The following is a 17,731-nucleotide window of genomic DNA, read 5'->3' as shown; positions in this document are numbered from 1 at the left end:
CGCGCAAAACCCAACGTCATACCTATCCCGCACCTAAAATCCAAGCAAAAATAGCGAATGTGGACAAAGCTGGGGAAGAAAGCGGGATTTTTCGGGGATTAGCTGTGGAAGAAATTGTGGACAGCATTTAATTCACAAGCCCGCCGATTTTGTCCCGAAAGTTATCAACTGAACTACAGATTTGTGATTCTGAACCGTCGCTTAGGAAAATCGGGTTTTACACAGAATTCACAATGGTGATGAAGGTAATTAATCTTAAAAATTTTGCGACCTCCAACCATCATCAAAGCCTCGGCTCGGCCCGTGAACACAGCTAGCTTGGCGGCAAAATCTGCAACCTGCGGGAGTACTCAAGAATGCCGTTTTAGGCTAGAGTTTGTATAACAACATTTAGCATTCGGGAGGAATTTCATGGAACTCGTGTTGAGACGCGACACTTTGGCAGAAGCTGTGGCATGGAGTTCCCGGTCGATTTCGCCTCGTCCGGCGGTGGCGGTGCTCTCCGGGGTGCGCATCGAAGCGCGAGAGGACGGGGTCGAGTTTTCCTCCTATGATTACGAAGTTTCTTCCCGCGTGACGGTCGGGGCCGAAGACATCGTAGAGCCCGGTGTGGCGGTAGTGGACGGCAAACTGCTCAGCGAAACGGCACGAGCCTTGCCGACCAGCGCCGAGACGGTGACGTTCGCTACGGAAGAAAACTACCTGCACATCACTTGTGGTTCCTTCAAACAGAACCTCATCATGATGCATTCCGAGGAATATCCGCCGTTGCCGCAGTTGCCCCCCAGTGCCGGGAAGGTCGATGCCGCCGCTTTTGCTCATTCGGTTTCACAAGTTGCGGTGGCCGCCTCTCGTGACGAAACGTTGCCGCTGTTGACGGGCATTTCCTTGGAGGCGCGACCGGACAAGCTCTACCTCTTGGCGACTGACCGTTACAGGATGGCGTTGAAGGAGATGCCGTGGGTTGGTGGCCAGGGCGGGAACCAAGACCTGGTGGTGAAGGCCAAGAACTTGAGTGATGCGACAAAGAACATCGCCACCGCCGGTGATGTCGAAATTGCGGCAGGTTCAGCCAACAGTCCCGCCTCCCTGATTGGTTTGAGTGCGAACGGGCGGGTGTTTACCTCCCAGATTAACGACGGAAACTATCCTGACGTGCGCCGTCTGTTCCCCGAACCGATTAATGTTACGGCCGTGGTAAAGGTCGATCAGTTCATCGAAACAGCCAAACGGGTGGCGATTGTGTCCTCGAACCTTTCCAATCAACAAATTTCCCTACGTTTCACCTCCGGTCAGCTGGAATTCCTGGCGGGTAACGGCGGGGAAAACAGCGCCACTGAAACGATTCCAGCCCTGCTGAACGGCCCGGACATCGCGGTGTCTTTCAACTCGCGAATGCTGCTGGAAGGCTTGGGCGCTATCGATGAACCCTATGCGCGCCTGTCGTTCAAAGATGAGGCTAAACCCGTGGTCATCACCGGTCAAAAGGACGAAACTGGGGACGACAACCTGACGTTCCGCTACCTGATTATGCCCATCCGCACCAGCATCTAAAAGTTTTCTTCACAAGGGGTAGGTCAAGAGAGGTTTTTTTGGGGGGCGCGTGTTTGTTTCCGACCTGGCTCTGGACTGGTTTCGTTCCTACCGTCAGGTGATTGTGCACTTTCCTACGGGAGCCAACGTCTTTGTCGGCGCCAACGGGCAAGGAAAAACGAACTTGTTAGAGGCGTTAAACTACCTGGCGGTGTTGGCTTCGCACCGGATTGGTACTGATGCGGGCCTGATTTTTCGCGAAACCGGAGACACGGCCGACCCCACCGCGCCCCCGAGTGCGGGCGTGATTAGGGCCCGGATTCACCCCGGTAGCGATGCGGCAGATCCCGAGGCTAGAGGGGAACTGTTAGAGATTGAACTGTTGGCCGGTCGGGCCAATCGCGCCATGATAAACCGGCACAACGTGCGCCCGCGCTCCCTGCTGGGACACCTCTCGACCGTGCTGTTTGCTCCCGAAGATTTACAGCTGGTGCAAGGCGACCCCGCCGCGCGCCGCACATTCTTGGACCGTATCGCCATCCAGCTGCGCCCGACCCTAGCCGGGACGTTGAGCGAATACACGAAAGTCGCCCGTCAACGCGGAGCTTACCTGAAAGACCTGGCGAAACGCCGCGCCCCCATCGATGAAATTCAGCTGTCTATCTGGGATGATGCCCTGGTTCCGGCAGCGGTGGAAATCATGAGCGCGCGGGCGTGGGTCATCGACCAATTGGGCACGCACCTGCCCCAGGTGTATGCCCGAATCGCCGGACACCCTGCCCCGGTGGGGCTAACCTACGCGGACAGTGTCACGAAAACCCTCGACCTGCCCGCCAGCGAGCAGCAACAACTGTGGTCAAACCCGGATTCATTGACTGCGGCGTTTCACCAAGCCCTGCAGCGGCGCCGTGCCGACGAGGCTCGGCGCGGGGTCAACCTGGTCGGTCCGCACCGCGACGAACTGGAACTAACCTTGAACGGCTTGCCGGTCAAGGGGTTTGCCTCCCACGGCGAGTCCTGGTCCTACGCTTTGAGCCTGCGTCTGGCGGAGTTTTCCCTGCTGCGCGACAACTTTGCTGACGCCCCGGTACTGCTGTTAGATGACGTGTTTGCTGAACTCGATGAACAGCGCCGCGCCGCCCTGTTGTGGGCTATCGACCAGGCTGACCAGGTGTTTTTGACCTCCGCCACCGGAACCGAAATCCCCGACGCCCTGCACGCCGCGTTCTACCGCGTCACCCTGGACCCGGAAACTCGCGAGAGCAGCGTAGAGACCCTCGGTCAGGGAGCGGCACCGGATTTTTTGCAATAATGGCAGGATAATGGCAGGACAGTTTTACCGTCAGCAGGGGAGGGCTCGCTCGTGGCTAAAGGCATCGACTATTCCGGGCTGTACCCCACCATGCATTCCCCCTTGCCGCGCCGCGCCGTGAAACGTTACCGGGAACTCATGTTTAGCCAGGGCTTTTACCCCCTCAGCGGGAAAGTGCGGGGGTTTTCCACCGCTGCGCCAGAGGCCGAGAGTTTGAGTGAACGGGAATGGCTGGACCGCGAAATCGCAAAAAAATATTACGCTGACCTGGCCAAAAACCTCGGTTCCACACCTCACCGGATAGAGCAGTTGGCCGCCCCGGGACCGGCCACCGCCAGTTTTACGGACCTGTCGCGTCCCTCCCGTAACGACCCGCAGCAGGCCGGGTTCCTGCTGGGACACCTGGCTCGGCGTCTGGGGTGGCAGACTCCGCTAGAGATAGCGGACGTAAAAAAACGTTGGGACGAATATGTCGGTGCCCAGGTCGCGGCCCATTCCACGGTAGAGAGTTTTGAGGGGGGCAAACTCATCGTCCGTACCGACTCCACTGCTTGGGCCACCCAGCTGAAATATTTGCTTCCCGAACTGCTCAAACAACTGAATCGGCGGCTCGGGGCGGGAGTGGTAAAAAAAATTATTATTCGCGGGCCCCAGGTGCCGTCTTGGAACCACGGACCGCGCAGCGTTCCGGGGCGGGGACCGCGCGACACCTACGGCTAAAACCGGGCCAACCGGCCTAGTGCCAAAACTTGCCGAAACTATAAAGTCGGGATTTACGGCTCGTAGAACCCGCACAACTGGTTGCTCACGAATTACACATAAAACGTGTTAAATCCCTGTTTACGCGTCTCTAAAGGGCAATCGCCAAAAAATTCGATAGGATTATAGTGGCGAAAAGGCCGAAAAAAGGAGACACAAACGTGAGCGATTTTGAAACGCCCGAGGAGCACTATGACGCTTCTGATATTAAGGTCCTCGAGGGCCTGGAAGCAGTGCGAGTCCGGCCCGGTATGTACATCGGATCCACCGGAGAGCGGGGCTTACACCACTTAGTTTATGAGGTGGTAGACAACTCGGTCGATGAGTCTTTGGCTGGGTACTGTGACCATATTGAGGTGACTTTACAAGCTGACGGCGGGGTGCGGGTGGCTGATAACGGCCGCGGTATTCCGGTGGCAGAACACCCTAGTGAACACCGCCCCACAGTGGAAGTCGTCATGACGATTCTGCACGCGGGAGGCAAGTTCGGAGGCTCGTCCTACGCGGTGTCCGGGGGCTTGCACGGGGTCGGCATTTCGGTCGTAAACGCCCTGTCCACCAAGATTTTGACCACAGTGAAACGTGACGGTTACGAATGGCATATTGAGTTTGGCGACGGGGGCAAAGTCATCCAGCCGCTGCGCCGCGGCGAACCCACCGAAGAAACCGGGACTGTTCAGGTCTTTTACCCGGACCCGGACATTTTTGAAACTGTCGAGTTTGACTATGAAACCCTGCGGACCCGTTTCCAACAGATGGCTTTCCTGAACAAGGGACTGCGCATCACCCTCACTGATGAACGCCCCAACGTGACTGCGGAAGGCGATTTCGTGACCGGAGACCAGGAAGGGGAGGCGGATTCTCCCAAGGTCGGACGCCGCTCGGTGTCTTACTGTTACGAAAACGGGTTGCACGACTACGTGCATTTCATCAACACCACCAAGAAATCCGAGGTTATCCACGAGGAAATCATCGACTTTGAGTCCAGCGTGGAGGACACCGATAACGCGATGGCGCTGGAAATCGCCCTGCAGTGGACCAGCGCGTACTCCGAATCCATCTACACTTACGCCAACACCATCAACACCACCGAAGGCGGCACCCACGAGGAAGGGTTCCGCGCGGCGCTGACTTCGCTGATGAACAAGATCGGTCGGGAAAAAGGCTTCATCAAGGACAAAGACGAGAATCTCTCTGGCGACGACTGCCGCGAGGGCTTAACCGCCGTGATTTCCGTGAAAATCCGCAACCCTCAGTTCGAGGGCCAGACGAAAACGAAACTCGGCAACACCGAGGCCCGCACTTTCGTACAGCAAACCGTATATTCCCAGCTGGGGGACTGGTTCGATGCCCATCCGGCGGAATGTAAGGCGATTATTTCCAAAGCCCAGTCCGCCCAGCAGGCCCGTAACGCGGCGCGGAAAGCCCGGGACGCGACCCGACGCAAGACCGCCCTGGACTCCTTCTCAATGCCCGGCAAGCTGCGGGATTGCTCCAGCCGGGACGCTTCCGAATGCGAAATTTTCCTGGTCGAGGGCGATTCGGCAGGCGGTTCAGCGGTGGCGGGACGCGACCCGGCTCACCAGGCTATCCTGCCGTTGCGCGGCAAAATCCTCAACGTTGAAAAAGCCCGGTTGGACCGCGCTTTGGACAACAAGGAAATCCAGTCCCTCATCACCGCTTTCGGCACCGGTATCGGCGAAGATTTCGACCTATCGAAACTGCGCTACTACAAGATTGTGCTGATGGCCGACGCGGACGTGGACGGCCAACACATCACCACCCTGCTGCTGACTCTGCTGTTCCGCTATATGCGTCCGCTCATCGAAAACGGTCACGTGTTCCTGGCCACCCCGCCGCTCTACCGCCTGAAGTGGTCCAACAAACCTCACCAGTTCGTCTATTCCGACAAGGAAAAGGACAAGCTGGTCAGCTTGGGCCTGGACTCCGGGGCGCGAATGCCCAAGGAAGGCGGGATTCAACGCTACAAAGGCCTGGGCGAGATGAGCGCCCAGGAACTGTGGGAAACCACGATGGATCCCAGCGTGCGACTGTTGAAACAGGTCACGATGGACGAGGCCGCCTCCGCTGACGAAGTATTTTCGCTGCTCATGGGCGAGGACGTGAGTTCGCGGCGCGCCTTTATCCAACGCAACGCCCAAGACGTGCGGTTCTTGGATATCTAAGCGAACGACAACCACAAGCCACGGTGAAACTCTCACCAAGATATTGAAAGACAAGGGAAATGGCTGATAACCAAGACAACAACGATTCCGAAGTCGAGGACATCCTTCATCCTGATGCCCCCGTGATTACCGAGGCGGAATCCCCCCGCGTCATGCAGGTGGATTTGGAAAAAGAGATGAAAAAGTCCTACATGGACTACGCCATGAGCGTCATCGTGGGCCGCGCCCTGCCCGATGTGCGCGATGGGCTGAAACCGGTACACCGCCGCGTCATCTACACCATGTATGACGGCGGCTACCGCCCGAACGGCGGGTATTCCAAGTGTATGCGCGTGGTGGGCGACGTTTTGGGCCACTTCCACCCCCATGGGGATTCTTCGGTCTATGACGCACTAGCCCGGTTGGTGCAGCCCTGGTCGTTGCGTTACCCCTTGGTGGCTGGTCAAGGCAACTTTGGTTCCCCCGGTAACTTGGGGCCGGCCGCGCCTCGGTACACGGAATGCAAGATGGCCGCCCTCGCCATGGAAATGGTGCGTGACATCGACGAGGACACCGTCGATTTCATGGACAACTATGACGGGCGCTCCCAAGAACCGACCGTGCTGCCCAGCCGAATCCCGAACCTGCTGATTAACGGGTCGGAAGGTATCGCGGTGGGCATGGCGACCCGGATTCCGCCCCACAACCTGCGGGAAGTCGCGGACGCCGCCCAATGGTATCTGCAAAATCCCGAGGCGACCCGCGAAGAACTGCTCCAGGCCTGCCTGCAGCGTATCAAAGGCCCGGATTTCCCCACTGGCGCCACGATTCTGGGACGACGCGGAATTGAGGAAACCTACCGGACCGGCCGCGGTTCCATCACCCAACGCGCGGTGGTCAACGTGGAGGAACTCAACGGACGCACCTGCCTGGTGGCGACCGAACTGCCCTACCAGGTCAACCCCGATAACCTGCAGGTTAAGATTGCTCAGCTGGTCAAAGACGGCCAGCTGCAGGGCATTGCGGATATTCGTGACGAAACGTCGGACCGCGCCGGAACCCGGATTGTGGTGGTGCTGAAACGCGACGCGGTTCCGAAAGTCGTGCTGAATAACCTGTACAAACGCACCCAGTTGCAAGATTCCTTCCCCGCCAACATGTTGGCGCTGGTTGACGGGGTGCCGCGAACCCTGTCTATTGACGGTTTTGTCCACTATTGGACGGCCCACCAGGTCGATGTCATCAAACGCCGCACCGCTTTCCGGTTGGCAAAAGCCCAGGAACGGCTGCATATCTTGCAAGGCTACCTGGCCGCTTTGGACGCGCTCGATGAGGTTATCGCGTTGATTCGTCGTTCTCCGACCGCAGAAGATGCTCGGGTCGGGTTGATGGATTTCCTGAAGGTTGACGAGGTTCAGGCTGACGCGATTCTGGCTTTGCAGCTGCGCCGGTTGGCCGCCTTGGAGCGTCAAAAGATTTTGGACGAACATGCCGAATTAGAGGCGAAAGTCGCCGACTATGAAGACATTTTGGCTCGCCCCGAACGCCAGCGCGCCATTGTGTCCGAGGAACTGGGCGAAATTACCGAAAAGTGGGGCGACGAACGCAAAACCACCATCGTGCCTTTTGACGGGGAAATGTCGATGGAGGACCTCATTCCCGAAGAAGACGTGGTGGTCACCATCACTCGTGGCGGGTATGCGAAACGGACCCGGGTCGACGCTTACCGATCCCAGCATCGCGGCGGCAAAGGTATTAAAGGCGCGACGCTGCGCGAAGAGGACCAGGTTGAGCATTTCTTTACGACTTCCTCGCACGACTGGCTGTTGTTCTTTACGAACTTCGGGCGGGTGTATCGCGCGAAAGCCTACGAGATTCCCGAAGGCGGGCGTGACTCGAAAGGTCAGCACGTGGCGAACCTGCTGGCTTTCCAGCCCGAGGAACGTATCGCCCAGGTCCTCCAGGTTTCCTCGTTTGCGGACAAAGACTACCTGGTGTTGGCGACGCGGCTCGGGTTCGTGAAAAAGACTCGACTGACCGATTACGACACGAACCGAACGGGCGGGCTGATTGCGATTAAGCTGCGCGAAGACAGTGACGGTGAGGCGGATCAGTTGGTTTCGGCGTGTCTGGTGGACGCGACCGACGACCTGATTTTGGTCTCTCGCCACGGCCAATCCCTGCGGTTTACCGCCTCCGACGAGCAGCTGCGCCCGATGGGTCGGGCCACATCCGGCGTCACGGGAATGCGGTTTAGGACCAAGGATGAATTGTTGACGATGGACGTGGTGCGCCCCGATGCGGACCTGTTCGTGGTGACCGTGGGCGGGTTTGCGAAACGCACGGCGCTGTCGGAATACCGAGTCCAGGGTCGCGGTGGCCTGGGGATTAAGGTCGCGAACCTAGTTGAGGCGCGCGGCGACCTGGTTGGCGCGCTGGTCACCGAGGAAGATTCAGAAGTGCTGGTCATCATGGCGGGGGGCAAAATCGTGCGTTCCCGGGTCGATGAAGTCAGCCGAACCGGGCGCAACACTCAGGGCGTGATTTTCTCACGGGCTGATGAGGGCGACGGGGTTATCGCTATCACCCTCAACGTGGACAACGACTCACAGCTGGAGGATAGCGAGGAATAATGTTGTGGGATTGCTCACTGTGTGTGATTTATTGGGAAAGTCCTCTGAATCGTCATCGTGAGAACCCAGGACTATGAATTGAGCCGCCGGTGGCTAGGCTCTAAAATCGAGGAAGTATCTGAAGGGAATGGAATATGCGGATAAAAGGAACACCTGACGGGAATAATCCCGACCCCAATCCCGATACGGCTGATGAGGGCGAGGATCCCAGCGTATCGTGGGCCAGGCTGGGCCATGCTGACCCCTATTCAGGTGCTTTGCAGGCTGGTGAGACTCCGGTGAAAAGACCGGTTCCGCCCCCACCGCCGGGAACCGGCTCAGAGGCTGGCGCGCGGCAGGATTTAGCCGAGTCCGAAAATGAACCTGCTGCGGACCAGGAACCCGCAGTCGAGCCGACCCCCACCCCTCGGGAAATGAACGCCGCCGAGCGGGCGGCGGCTAAGGCCGCCAAGAAAGCCGAGCGGGAAGCCGCTCGGGAGGCCCGGCGCTTGGAGGCGGCTAAACGCATGCAGGAACGCGAAGAAGCCATGGATTTACCCGATGTGCGTCGCGTGAAGCTGACTTTGTCCAGGGTCAATCCGCTCTCAGCGATGAAGATTGGGTTCCTGGTGGCGGTCGCGCTGTCCATAGTGATGTTGGTCGCGTCCATAGTGTTGTGGCTGGTGTTGGATATGTTGCACGTGTTTTCCTCGATGCAAGGGTTTTTACAGGCGCTTTCCGCCACAGCATTGGTGAACCTGGTTGACGCGCTGACGTTTAGTCGGGCGATTGCTCTGGTCGCGATTTTTGGCGTACTCCAGATTATTATTTTGACGGTACTGAGCTGGCTGGCTGCCGTGATTTACAACTTGATTGCCCGCATGGTGGGCGGGCTGCACGTGGTGATGACCGACGAATGAGCCCACCCCGACTGAAGGGGCAAAACTACAGAAATAACAACGAAATCTAGTGAGAGAACCTGATGGCAGAAACGAATAACACCGCGGAAACCGCAAACCCTGAACACAACGCGGCAGATCGCGACATAACCCTGACCTTTGTCATTCCATGCTACAACTCCGAGGATTACATGGACGCCTGTATTTCCTCGATGATCGGGGCGGGCGAGGACACCGAAATCATCGTTGTTAATGATGGTTCAAAGGATCATACGGGAGCAAAAGCCGACAAGTGGGCGCAGGCCATGCCCGACAAGATTAGGGTCATTCACCAGGAAAATGCCGGTCACGGCGGCGCAGTGATGGCAGGTCTGCGGGCGGCTCGTGGCCAGTATTTTAAGGTGGTCGACTCTGACGACTGGCTGGATCGGGTCGGGTTAAACTTGCTGATGTCCAAGCTGAGAACGTTCCTAGCACACAATGAGCAGGTTGACCTGGTTGTCTGTAATTATGTGTACGAGCACGTGTTGACCGGTTCGCGCAAAGTTATCCGCTACAACCGCGCCCTGCCGCTGAACCGGGTTATCACCTGGAACCAGGTCGGAAACTTTGGGGTGGGGCAAAATATCTTGATGCACTCCACGGTTTATCGCACCCAGGTGCTGCGGGAATCCGGTATGGTCATGCCCAAACACACGTTCTATGTTGACAACATTTTTGTCTACGTCCCCCTCCCTTATGTAAAGAAACTGTACTATTTACCGGTTGACCTGTATCACTACTTTATCGGGCGTGACGACCAGTCCGTGAACGAGACTGTCATGCTGGGTCGCCTCGATCAACAGATGCGCGTGACTCGGGCGCTGGTCGATGCCTACACTTTGCCCGACGACGTTCCCAACCCGCGCTTGGCAAAGTATATGGAAGGTTTCCTGGCGCTGATTGTCACGGCTTCCTCGGCGTTTTCGCTGTTGCGCGGCGATCATGAAGCGATGCGAATGCGCGATGAGATGTGGAAACACATTTACGCCAAGAGCCCGCGCATGGCCCGCAATCTCAAGCGCCACCCCCTGGTTCTGGGTTCGAGCGTTAAAAAACCGCCACTGAAGTGGGCCGCGGTTAAGACCTACCGCCTGGCCCAGCACCTCTATCGGTTCAACTAACTTCGGTGGGCGTGTCCGGCCCCGGCGTGCCGGGCCCGTCCGAACGGTTCGTGGGGTCGGCCTGTTCCTCGTGAGCCGAGGGTGAATCGATAGCGATTCCGGCGGTGTGTTCCAAAACGATGGGCTGATGGGCTTTCAAGTGGGTCAGCCCGACGATTCCGGCGATGGCGACCAGTCCGCAGGCGATGATTCCTAACGCAACTCCCCAGGTGAAGTTCTTGCCCTCTCCCAGTACGGCGATGCCGAAACACACCGCGATGATGGGCGACGTGATGGTCATCGACGCGACGACCAGCTCGGCTTGTCCGGTGGCGTAACCCTGCTGCACCATCCAGCCGGCGGTCATCGAACCAATGACCAAAACCACCAGGACTATCCAGAACATCGGGTTGTCCACCCAGTTATGCTGGCGGACAAAGATGATGAGAGTACGCACCAACGAGGCTTCCAGACCGTAGAACATAGCCCCACCGCTGCCCCAAAAAAACGAACGCCACACGCGCGGCCCTTTTGCGCCCAACGCCCCGAAAGACCCGGCCAGAATATAAATCGTGATGGCGCCGATAAAGACTTTGATGGCCGTGAGGGGCTGATCGGGTGCGGAATAGTAGGACACCAGGAAAGTGAAAACGCCGGTGGCCAGCACCGTCATCGCTACCAAAGCCCCCTCGCGCTTGCGAATCCGCTGGTGAGCGACGCGTGCCTGCAAAATCATGGACCAGGGGAAAGCCAGCAATCCCACGGGCTGCACCACCGTGACTGGGGCAAAAAACAGGGCGGTAATCTGGCACCCCAAAGACACTCCCATCAGCAATAACCCATGCCACCACCGGCGGTTTTTCAGGCTCGCCAGGAGTTGGGCGGACTTCAGGCGCCGCCGGCTTTGATTGTGTTTGACCTCGTGGCGAATAGCGCTGTTTTGATACCGGGCAGCCAGGGCGAAACAGAACGACCCAATCACCTGCAAAGCGATGGCGAGGGGTAGGTTGTGTTCCAAGACTGTCCTCTCGATAGAGGCTGACCTGCACGGTTGGCGGGTTTGCCGGGGTCGGTGGGCGGAGATTCCGCAGGGTCCCCGACCCGGTTAGCGGGTGCCTGACCGGAGATTCGGGTTTGCCTGAGTTAATGGTAGCGAAATATCCGGTTTTTCACCGGTTATAGGACACCCGTCTGGGCTATTCGTCCTGTCCGGCCACAAAGGAGAGGGAGGCACGCTCCCCGCGCAGATGCGGCAGCACCACCGCTTGGGCACGCGACAGGGCGGAACCGATGGCCATATGCATATCCAAATATTTGTAGGTGCCCAAGCGTCCGCCGAACAGCACGTTTGGTTCGGCGGCGGCCAGTTCGCGATACTTCACAAGGCGTTGGCGGTCGGTTTCTTTGTTGATGGGGTAGTACGGTTCGTCGCCGCGCTGGGCAAAGCGAGAGTATTCCCGAGCGATGACGGTCTGGTCCGCGGGGTAGCGCTCGGCGCGTTCGGGGTGGAAGTGGCGGAACTCGTGAATACGCGTGTAGGGCACGGAGGGGTCGCCGTAGTTCATGACCGGGCAGCCTTGGAAGTCCCCAGTCGGTTTCACTTCCAGTTCCAGGTCGATGGTGCGCCACCCCAGCTCGCCCTCGCTGTAGGCAAAGTATTCGTCAATCGGCCCGGTGTAGACGACGGGCAGACGGCCGACCGTAGCGGCTTTTGACCAGGGATTTTCGGGGCTTTCGTCGAAAAAGTCCACGCCCAGGTGGACGGTGATGTTTTCGTGGGTGGCCATGTTCGTCAGCCAGGCGCCGTATCCGTCAACCGGTAAACCCTCGTAAGTATCGTTGAAATAGCGGTTGTCGTAGTTGTAGCGAACCGGCAGGCGGGACACGATGGAGGCCGGCAGCTCGGTGGGGTCGGTTTGCCACTGTTTCGCGGTGTAGCCCTCGAAAAAGGCTTCGAACAGGGGCTTTCCGACCAGGGAGATGCCTTTGGTGCGGAAGTTTTCGTTGGCGTCCTCACCTTGGATTTCCTCGGCTTGCCGGGCGATGAGTTCGCGAGCCTGGTCGGGAGTGTAGGCGGCGTGGAAGAATTGATTGATGGTGCCGAGGTTCACGGGCATGGGGAAAACCTCTCCGTGAACCGTCGTGTAAACCTTATGGATATAAGGCGTGAACTTGGTAAAGCGGTTGACGTAGTCCCACACGCGCTGGTTGGAGGTGTGGAAGAGGTGAGCGCCGTACTTGTGAACTTCGATGCCGGTCTGGGCCTCGGGTTCGGACCAGGCGTTACCACCCAAGTGGGGGCGGCGATCAATCATGACGACTTTATAGCCAGCTTCGGCGGCTTCGCGGGCGATGGTGAGGCCAAATAAGCCGGTACCAACCACCAACAGGTCCGGCGTTTCAGGGGTTTTACTCATGTCTCGAACCTATCAAAAAACCACGCCGCACGGAACTCCCGCGCAGTGGCGGGGATGTACTTAGGATAACGTCCGCCGACCAGTGACAAATTATTCACCGAAAGATGTCGTCGTGGCTGCCTGTGCGTTGAAACACGGCGATGCCGTTGCCCGTGCGCCACACCAAGAGCCAATCACCAACATTGGCCACATGGCATTCGTTGCTTCCTGCCCAACTACCCTTCAACGTATGCGCGTTGTGGCGTCGACGCAGCTCATCCTGAGATGCCGGGGTATTTTCGAGAATGAGCCTGATGACTTCATGCAACACAGTCGTGTCTCGATGCTTACGTTTAAGAGATTTAATATCGCGTTGAAAGCTGGGGGTGTAATCGGGAATCAGTGGTGCCATAAATTAAATTCCCAGGTCGTCAAACATTTCTTGGGCATTTTTGAAACGCCCCGTGCCGCCTTGGGCGATGATTTCCTCGGCTTCGTGAATCGATTTTTTCGACTCCTCGTTGGGCTCTGGGTAGGACAGGCTCAGTGGAATGCGCCGTTCCCGCACCATCTGACGGTAAAAAGCGCGGGTGACAGAAGATAAATCAAAGCCGAAATCCTCTGCGATGGAGGCAGCAGCCTCTTTCGTAGCAGTATCAACGCGGATTGTAACTGAACTCATTTGACACCTTCCAGCGATCAACGTCTTACATTATTATGATAATGTCTTACATACCTCTGGTCAATATCTGATTTGCTACAGCCTGACTGAGCGTTTTCAACCCGTTCATGTTCCGATTCCGCAGTAGGTGCCGACTGCTCGTCTTACTAAAGCAAAAAATGAGCTGCGGGGGTTCGGTTATGTATTAAATCGGTGATTAAATCGGGGTTCGTGGCTATATAGACCAGCAACCCCGATTTAATCGCCAATTTCTCACACGCATCCTCGACACCAACGCTGTTTCCAAAATGTGGGTGGGGTTTACTCGATTTAGCGACTCTCAAATCGCCCTGACCTGCGGACCTGTTCGTCTGGTGGAGCTAGGGGGACTCGAACCCCCGACCCTCTGCTTGCAAAGCAGATGCGCTACCAGCTGCGCTATAGCCCCGTTTGTTATGAAAAAACCCCACCCAGAGGCAGATCCTTCACCCTTTAACGCGCAACATCCATCAGCACAGCGAGGGAGTCAGAACCGTGGAAAAAAACGGGTAATATGATTACTAAAATCAGGAGGTTGTAATAATATGACACAAAATGAAACACTCCGGGTTCGTGTTCAAAAGGTTTTTCAACTCAGCCAGTATCTTTGGGAAGCGCAGGCTGGGGCGTTGGCTGATTCTGAAGCCCGCGCTAGGGGGCTTGATCATCGTGTTTATCCTTCAACCAGACCCATGTTGATGCGTCCTTGTTTTAGAGAATCATTGTTGGACTTGGGACTGCCTCAAGGGTGGACTTTAGGTGGTGACACGACAAAGATGGTTCAAATTTATCTTTGCGATGATGAGTCGGGGATAAGGCTGAGGTATTTGAAAGAACGGCGGGCTACGTATCCTGGTGGAGTTCCTGCCGCCGGGCGTAACCAGGCACGTCGCTGTTATTGGCAGCCTTCATTGTTTGACTGGTCAGAGTCGAGCGACTGTCCTCCTCAAACGAATTTGCTGCTTCTTTGGGACTTTCTGGATTCCACACAGCGAGAGGATGGATTCAGTTTGCGAATCGTTCACCCTGTCGCTCCTGGACGTTGGGGCGAGAAAACACCTATCGATTTGAGTCTTGATATTCCTAACTCTGATTACATTGAGTCTGGACTTGAGTTTAAGAGTTATCCCGAAGATACAGACTTCTTCGCTGACTTATCAGAGGAAACTGGTGTCGATGGAACAGCTGTCAGAGGCTAGATTCGGTGTTTTGCACGGTGAGCGTCTCCTTGACCTTGCCGAAATCGAGGCTTTGACAATAACGGAGTTAGCGTGCGAGTTGGACAAGTCACAGGCTTGGCTTTCGCGGGTGATACAGGGTGAATTGAGTCTTTCTCTATCGGTCGCGTCACGAGCGGCAGATATTTTTGGTGTGCCGATAGAGTTTTTCTCTGTCAATCGTTTGCCTCAGGAAAATGCGGTTGTAACCTGGAGAAAACTGGCTTCTTCTACTAAACGTATGGATAAGCAGATTGCGGGGATTTTTAGAGAGGCAGCCAGATTATGGCGTGTCACGTCTGAAAAATCGGGCTATAAAACTGCCTGTTTACCGATCCCGGCTGATTTTGATGATGACACGGAACGTGTCGCTAGAGCAGTTCGTGTCCTCGGGGGTGTGGGAGAAGTTGAACCTATACGTAACATGGTGCGGTTTGTTGAGCGTCTCGGGGTGGGGGTGATTTCGCCTTTAAACCATTTAGATGTTTGTGATGGGAAACATTCGGGGATTTCAAGGCCTTCGCGTTATGAGACCAGACCTCTTGTTTGTTGTGTAGGTCAATTGGATGGTGCGGTTCAGCGGCTTACAATCGCTCACGAGCTTGGGCATCTCATTTATGACCTGGATTTGTGTACGCAGCCTAAGCCCAGAGGTTTAGAGGAATCTCGGGCTTTCGATTTCGCTGGTGCCCTGCTTGTTCCCGCCGATGTTATGTGTTCTTCAATCACAGAAACTACCCCCCTAACCAGTTTTTTACGGCTGAAAGCACGTTACGGGATTAGTGCGGCGGCTTTGGTGAAACGAGCGAACCGTTTAGGGATTATTAGTTCACAGCGTCAGCGAGCACTCTTCATCCAAATATCGAGTCGGGGTTGGCGAAATCAGGAACCGGTAAACGTCCCTGTTGAAACCCCTCAGCTCCTCGCCCAAGCCTTAAAAAAGGCTTGGCCAAACCGCACTATTGACATGGCTAGTCGGGCTACTGGTGTAAAAGCCACCCATATATCTTCCTGGGCTAATCTTCCTTACCATCAACCAGGTTCGAATAATGTGGTCGAGTTTCCTAAACTGTCTACACCAACACCAACAGGCGTGTTATGACCTGTTTCCTGAAAAGCCTCCTCCGCTGTTTTTGCCAGCGCGGTTTTAAGTCAGGTAGGGACACGGAAAATCTGTGACTTAGAATGCCATCTAAAGCTGGGATTTCATTGTCGACAAAACAGATGCGTGCCAGTTCCGCCCTGTATCCGTCTGGTCACTTAGACGTTCATTTTGATACAAACGGCATCTTGGTTTCAGAACGGGTGCCAGGGTTTCAAACGAGGTGCGAGGGTTTCAAATCGAGGGTGAGGGTTTCAACGCCAAATTGTGTGTCGACAGTGGGAGCGTCTGAGAACGAAGCTGTCTCAAGGGTGCAGGGTGAGATTCGCTCTTTTGCCGAGTTTTTGATGTGCAGGTCGATCCTGCCGTCGGTGTTGATGGTGGCATGGTCGATGAGGATGTTCCACGCATGGTCGGAGTATTCGAGTGGCGGCTGGCTGGCGAGGTAGTCGCGTGCGGTGGCGGCTTGGGCTCGGCGCTGCCGTAGGTTTTCGATTTGCTGGCTGATGCGCGTGTGCTCGAGGTCGAGTTGGTGGTGGCGGTCTTCGAGGTGGGCGTATTTGCGGTCGTACTCGTCGGGGTTGTGGGCGGTGGTGGCGTTGTTGGCGATGAGCTGTGTCATGAGGACAACGGTCTCGTCGATTGCCTGGGCAATGTCAGCCTGGCGGGCAGCTTGTCTCCGCGTGCGAGGTCAACGACCTGAACGTCACCGCCGTCGACGGCGTATCCGAACAGGAGGAGGTCAAAGCCTGGGTCGGCGGCATACGGGTACACGCCAGATGTTTTCAGGTTCGTGGTGCTGAAGGTTTCAAGGTCAATGGCAAGGCTTCGCATGAGCAGTTTCTCCAGGTGAATTGACAATGGAGGCACCCCTCCCACAGGTGCAGAAAGGGTGCCTCCACGCTCAGGGCTTAGACGATGATGTGGTCATTGAGGGCGTGGAACCGGTCGTTGTTCGCCTTGAGCTTCTTCGTGATCTCGTCGAGGTTGCGAGCGTGGTTGCGCTCATGGATCACCATGGCAACAAAGCCGATGGCGATTGGGATAGACAGAGGCACCCACACGGCCACGACAAGAGTCGCGATGCTTTCCCACATGATGTCCCTCCCTTCTAGTTGAGGAAATCGTCAGCCGAGGTCATCGGCCCGAAGTCGGACTGGGCGGACACGTGGCCACCACCCAGAGGCTCCCCGTCGCGGGTCTTCTGAATGTTTCCAAGACCGCAGGCGATGCCCTTGTTGCCGTTGGTGTTGAACGCGTAGAACGTCAAGGACACACGCGCGAAGCACCCGGAGTACACCTGGGCGCGGTCCAGGATCGGGGCGACGTTCTCGTCGACAATCTGGGGTGGGGTGAGGCTGTTCGCGTTGACGAAGTACGCGTCGTGGTATGCCTCGTCGTCTCGTTCCACATCGTCGTCATCGATACGCCAACACTCGGCTTCGAACACCAAGCCGATGGCAACAATCTCATCACTAGCCGAGACGAATCAGGCAGACCCAAGACTGGGCTCCTACGGAACCTATTCGACTACATGGTTGACAGCGGCGACTACGGGCAACTGATCGTTCTCAACAACACCGACGTCACACCAACCACGCACTTCGACCGTGACGATGCGACCGAACTTGTATTCGGCACTAATGATGAAGCAGACAGACCTGGACTCTTGGTCGACCTACGTGAGGATGAAGGAGAACAGGATCTCGAGTTCAAATAGCCAAGTCTTGAATGTGAGAACGCTGCCCTGCAAGCGTAGACAACGCAGAACATCTATCTGGCTTGTTTTCGGAGTCCAGTTGAAAGAAGTGATAATGGATGCGATCGGGAAGAGCTCTGCACAGATCCCAGCACTCACTAAGAACTACTCGATTCAATTGTGCTGAGAGGGTGG

General features: G+C 56.5%; 16 protein-coding genes, 1 tRNA gene and 1 pseudogene. 10 read left to right on the top strand and 8 right to left on the bottom strand.

The window, feature by feature from the left end; all coding sequences use genetic code 11:
• The first annotated feature begins 411 nt into the window (after positions 1 to 411).
• The 7 genes from dnaN (at position 412) to Q0X47_RS05540 (ending at position 10,443) form a co-directional block, all read left to right on the top strand.
• The gene (dnaN, locus tag Q0X47_RS05570; protein WP_297723747.1) at positions 412 to 1,554 is read left to right on the top strand and encodes a DNA polymerase III subunit beta; all 1,143 of its coding nucleotides are present in this window, start codon (positions 412 to 414) and stop codon (positions 1,552 to 1,554) included.
• Between the two features lie 49 nt (positions 1,555 to 1,603).
• On the top strand, positions 1,604 to 2,845 hold the full coding sequence (recF, locus tag Q0X47_RS05565; RefSeq protein ID WP_297723745.1) for a DNA replication/repair protein RecF: 1,242 nt from the start codon (positions 1,604 to 1,606) through the stop codon (positions 2,843 to 2,845).
• A 51-nt stretch (positions 2,846 to 2,896) separates the two neighbouring features.
• On the top strand, positions 2,897 to 3,565 hold the full coding sequence (locus tag Q0X47_RS05560; protein WP_297723743.1) for a DUF721 domain-containing protein: 669 nt from the start codon (positions 2,897 to 2,899) through the stop codon (positions 3,563 to 3,565).
• Between the two features lie 200 nt (positions 3,566 to 3,765).
• Positions 3,766 to 5,790, top strand: coding sequence for a DNA topoisomerase (ATP-hydrolyzing) subunit B (gene gyrB, locus Q0X47_RS05555; RefSeq protein WP_297723741.1), 2,025 nt, complete (start codon positions 3,766 to 3,768; stop codon positions 5,788 to 5,790).
• Between the two features lie 59 nt (positions 5,791 to 5,849).
• Positions 5,850 to 8,402: a DNA gyrase subunit A gene (gyrA, locus tag Q0X47_RS05550; RefSeq protein WP_297723738.1), complete on the top strand. Its 2,553-nt coding sequence runs from the start codon at positions 5,850 to 5,852 to the stop codon at positions 8,400 to 8,402.
• A gap of 134 nt (positions 8,403 to 8,536) precedes the next feature.
• On the top strand, positions 8,537 to 9,301 hold the full coding sequence (locus Q0X47_RS05545) for a DUF3566 domain-containing protein (RefSeq protein WP_297723736.1): 765 nt from the start codon (positions 8,537 to 8,539) through the stop codon (positions 9,299 to 9,301).
• A 62-nt stretch (positions 9,302 to 9,363) separates the two neighbouring features.
• A complete protein-coding gene (locus Q0X47_RS05540; RefSeq protein ID WP_297723734.1) occupies positions 9,364 to 10,443 on the top strand; it encodes a glycosyltransferase family A protein in 1,080 nt (359 codons plus the stop codon).
• On the opposite strand, the gene Q0X47_RS05535 is transcribed toward Q0X47_RS05540, so the two are convergent.
• The 5 genes from Q0X47_RS05535 to Q0X47_RS05515 form a co-directional block, all read right to left on the bottom strand.
• Positions 10,436 to 11,440, bottom strand: a complete 1,005-nt coding sequence (locus tag Q0X47_RS05535; RefSeq protein ID WP_297723732.1) for a DMT family transporter — start codon at positions 11,438 to 11,440, stop codon at positions 10,436 to 10,438. The genes Q0X47_RS05540 and Q0X47_RS05535 overlap by 8 nt on opposite strands.
• Before the next feature lie 178 nt (positions 11,441 to 11,618).
• On the bottom strand, positions 11,619 to 12,839 hold the full coding sequence (gene glf, locus Q0X47_RS05530) for a UDP-galactopyranose mutase (RefSeq protein ID WP_297723730.1): 1,221 nt from the start codon (positions 12,837 to 12,839) through the stop codon (positions 11,619 to 11,621).
• 94 nt (positions 12,840 to 12,933) lie between these two features.
• Entirely contained in the window at positions 12,934 to 13,230 is a 297-nt protein-coding gene (locus Q0X47_RS05525; protein ID WP_297723728.1) for a type II toxin-antitoxin system YafQ family toxin, read from the bottom strand.
• Between the two features lie 3 nt (positions 13,231 to 13,233).
• Positions 13,234 to 13,500, bottom strand: a complete 267-nt coding sequence (locus Q0X47_RS05520) for a type II toxin-antitoxin system RelB/DinJ family antitoxin (RefSeq protein WP_297723726.1) — start codon at positions 13,498 to 13,500, stop codon at positions 13,234 to 13,236.
• 351 nt (positions 13,501 to 13,851) lie between these two features.
• A tRNA-Ala gene (locus tag Q0X47_RS05515) sits at positions 13,852 to 13,927 on the bottom strand.
• Positions 13,928 to 14,063: 136 nt separating this feature from the next.
• On the opposite strand from Q0X47_RS05515, the gene Q0X47_RS05510 reads away from it, so the two are divergent.
• Positions 14,064 to 14,717, top strand: a complete 654-nt coding sequence (locus Q0X47_RS05510) for a hypothetical protein (protein ID WP_297723724.1) — start codon at positions 14,064 to 14,066, stop codon at positions 14,715 to 14,717.
• Complete coding sequence (locus Q0X47_RS05505) at positions 14,695 to 15,837, top strand: XRE family transcriptional regulator (protein WP_297723722.1); 1,143 nt, start codon at positions 14,695 to 14,697, stop codon at positions 15,835 to 15,837. The genes Q0X47_RS05510 and Q0X47_RS05505 overlap by 23 nt, the downstream gene beginning before the upstream one ends.
• 214 nt (positions 15,838 to 16,051) lie before the next feature.
• Here Q0X47_RS05505 and Q0X47_RS05500 read toward each other — a convergent pair whose 3' ends face one another.
• The 3 genes and pseudogenes from Q0X47_RS05500 to Q0X47_RS05490 all read right to left on the bottom strand — a co-directional run.
• Positions 16,052 to 16,459, bottom strand: coding sequence for a hypothetical protein (locus Q0X47_RS05500; protein ID WP_297723720.1), 408 nt, complete (start codon positions 16,457 to 16,459; stop codon positions 16,052 to 16,054).
• A 289-nt stretch (positions 16,460 to 16,748) separates the two neighbouring features.
• Positions 16,749 to 16,934 (bottom strand): hypothetical protein, encoded by a 186-nt coding sequence (locus Q0X47_RS05495; protein ID WP_297723718.1) that lies wholly within the window; start codon positions 16,932 to 16,934, stop codon positions 16,749 to 16,751.
• Between the two features lie 14 nt (positions 16,935 to 16,948).
• Positions 16,949 to 17,251: pseudogene (locus tag Q0X47_RS05490) on the bottom strand (DUF2815 family protein); the annotation flags it as partial.
• 120 nt (positions 17,252 to 17,371) lie between these two features.
• Here Q0X47_RS05490 and Q0X47_RS05485 point away from each other — a divergent pair.
• Positions 17,372 to 17,557 carry a hypothetical protein gene (locus Q0X47_RS05485; protein ID WP_297723716.1) on the top strand — a complete coding sequence of 62 codons (186 nt, stop codon included), beginning with the start codon at positions 17,372 to 17,374 and terminating at the stop codon, positions 17,555 to 17,557.
• Positions 17,558 to 17,731: the final 174 nt, after the last annotated feature.

It is taken from the genome of uncultured Mobiluncus sp., assembly GCF_947254095.1.
GTDB lineage: Bacteria > Actinomycetota > Actinomycetes > Actinomycetales > Actinomycetaceae > Mobiluncus.
Note: the sequence above shows the minus strand (reverse complement) of the source record. Positions and strands in the feature narration are given on the sequence as shown.

Excerpts from the sequence above, each read along its gene's own strand:
- Q0X47_RS05510 (WP_297723724.1), top strand. The coding sequence starts at position 14,064 with ATGACACAAAATGAAACACTCCGGGTTCGTGTTCAAAAGGTTTTTCAA.
- Q0X47_RS05520 (WP_297723726.1), bottom strand. The coding sequence starts at position 13,500 with ATGAGTTCAGTTACAATCCGCGTTGATACTGCTACGAAAGAGGCTGCT.
- Q0X47_RS05540 (WP_297723734.1), top strand. The coding sequence starts at position 9,364 with ATGGCAGAAACGAATAACACCGCGGAAACCGCAAACCCTGAACACAAC.
- glf (WP_297723730.1), bottom strand. The coding sequence starts at position 12,839 with ATGAGTAAAACCCCTGAAACGCCGGACCTGTTGGTGGTTGGTACCGGC.
- gyrA (WP_297723738.1), top strand. The coding sequence starts at position 5,850 with ATGGCTGATAACCAAGACAACAACGATTCCGAAGTCGAGGACATCCTT.
- Q0X47_RS05495 (WP_297723718.1), bottom strand. The coding sequence starts at position 16,934 with ATGTGGGAAAGCATCGCGACTCTTGTCGTGGCCGTGTGGGTGCCTCTG.
- dnaN (WP_297723747.1), top strand. The coding sequence starts at position 412 with ATGGAACTCGTGTTGAGACGCGACACTTTGGCAGAAGCTGTGGCATGG.
- Q0X47_RS05545 (WP_297723736.1), top strand. The coding sequence starts at position 8,537 with ATGCGGATAAAAGGAACACCTGACGGGAATAATCCCGACCCCAATCCC.
- Q0X47_RS05500 (WP_297723720.1), bottom strand. The coding sequence starts at position 16,459 with ATGACACAGCTCATCGCCAACAACGCCACCACCGCCCACAACCCCGAC.
- Q0X47_RS05525 (WP_297723728.1), bottom strand. The coding sequence starts at position 13,230 with ATGGCACCACTGATTCCCGATTACACCCCCAGCTTTCAACGCGATATT.
- Q0X47_RS05485 (WP_297723716.1), top strand. The coding sequence starts at position 17,372 with ATGGTTGACAGCGGCGACTACGGGCAACTGATCGTTCTCAACAACACC.
- Q0X47_RS05505 (WP_297723722.1), top strand. The coding sequence starts at position 14,695 with ATGGAACAGCTGTCAGAGGCTAGATTCGGTGTTTTGCACGGTGAGCGT.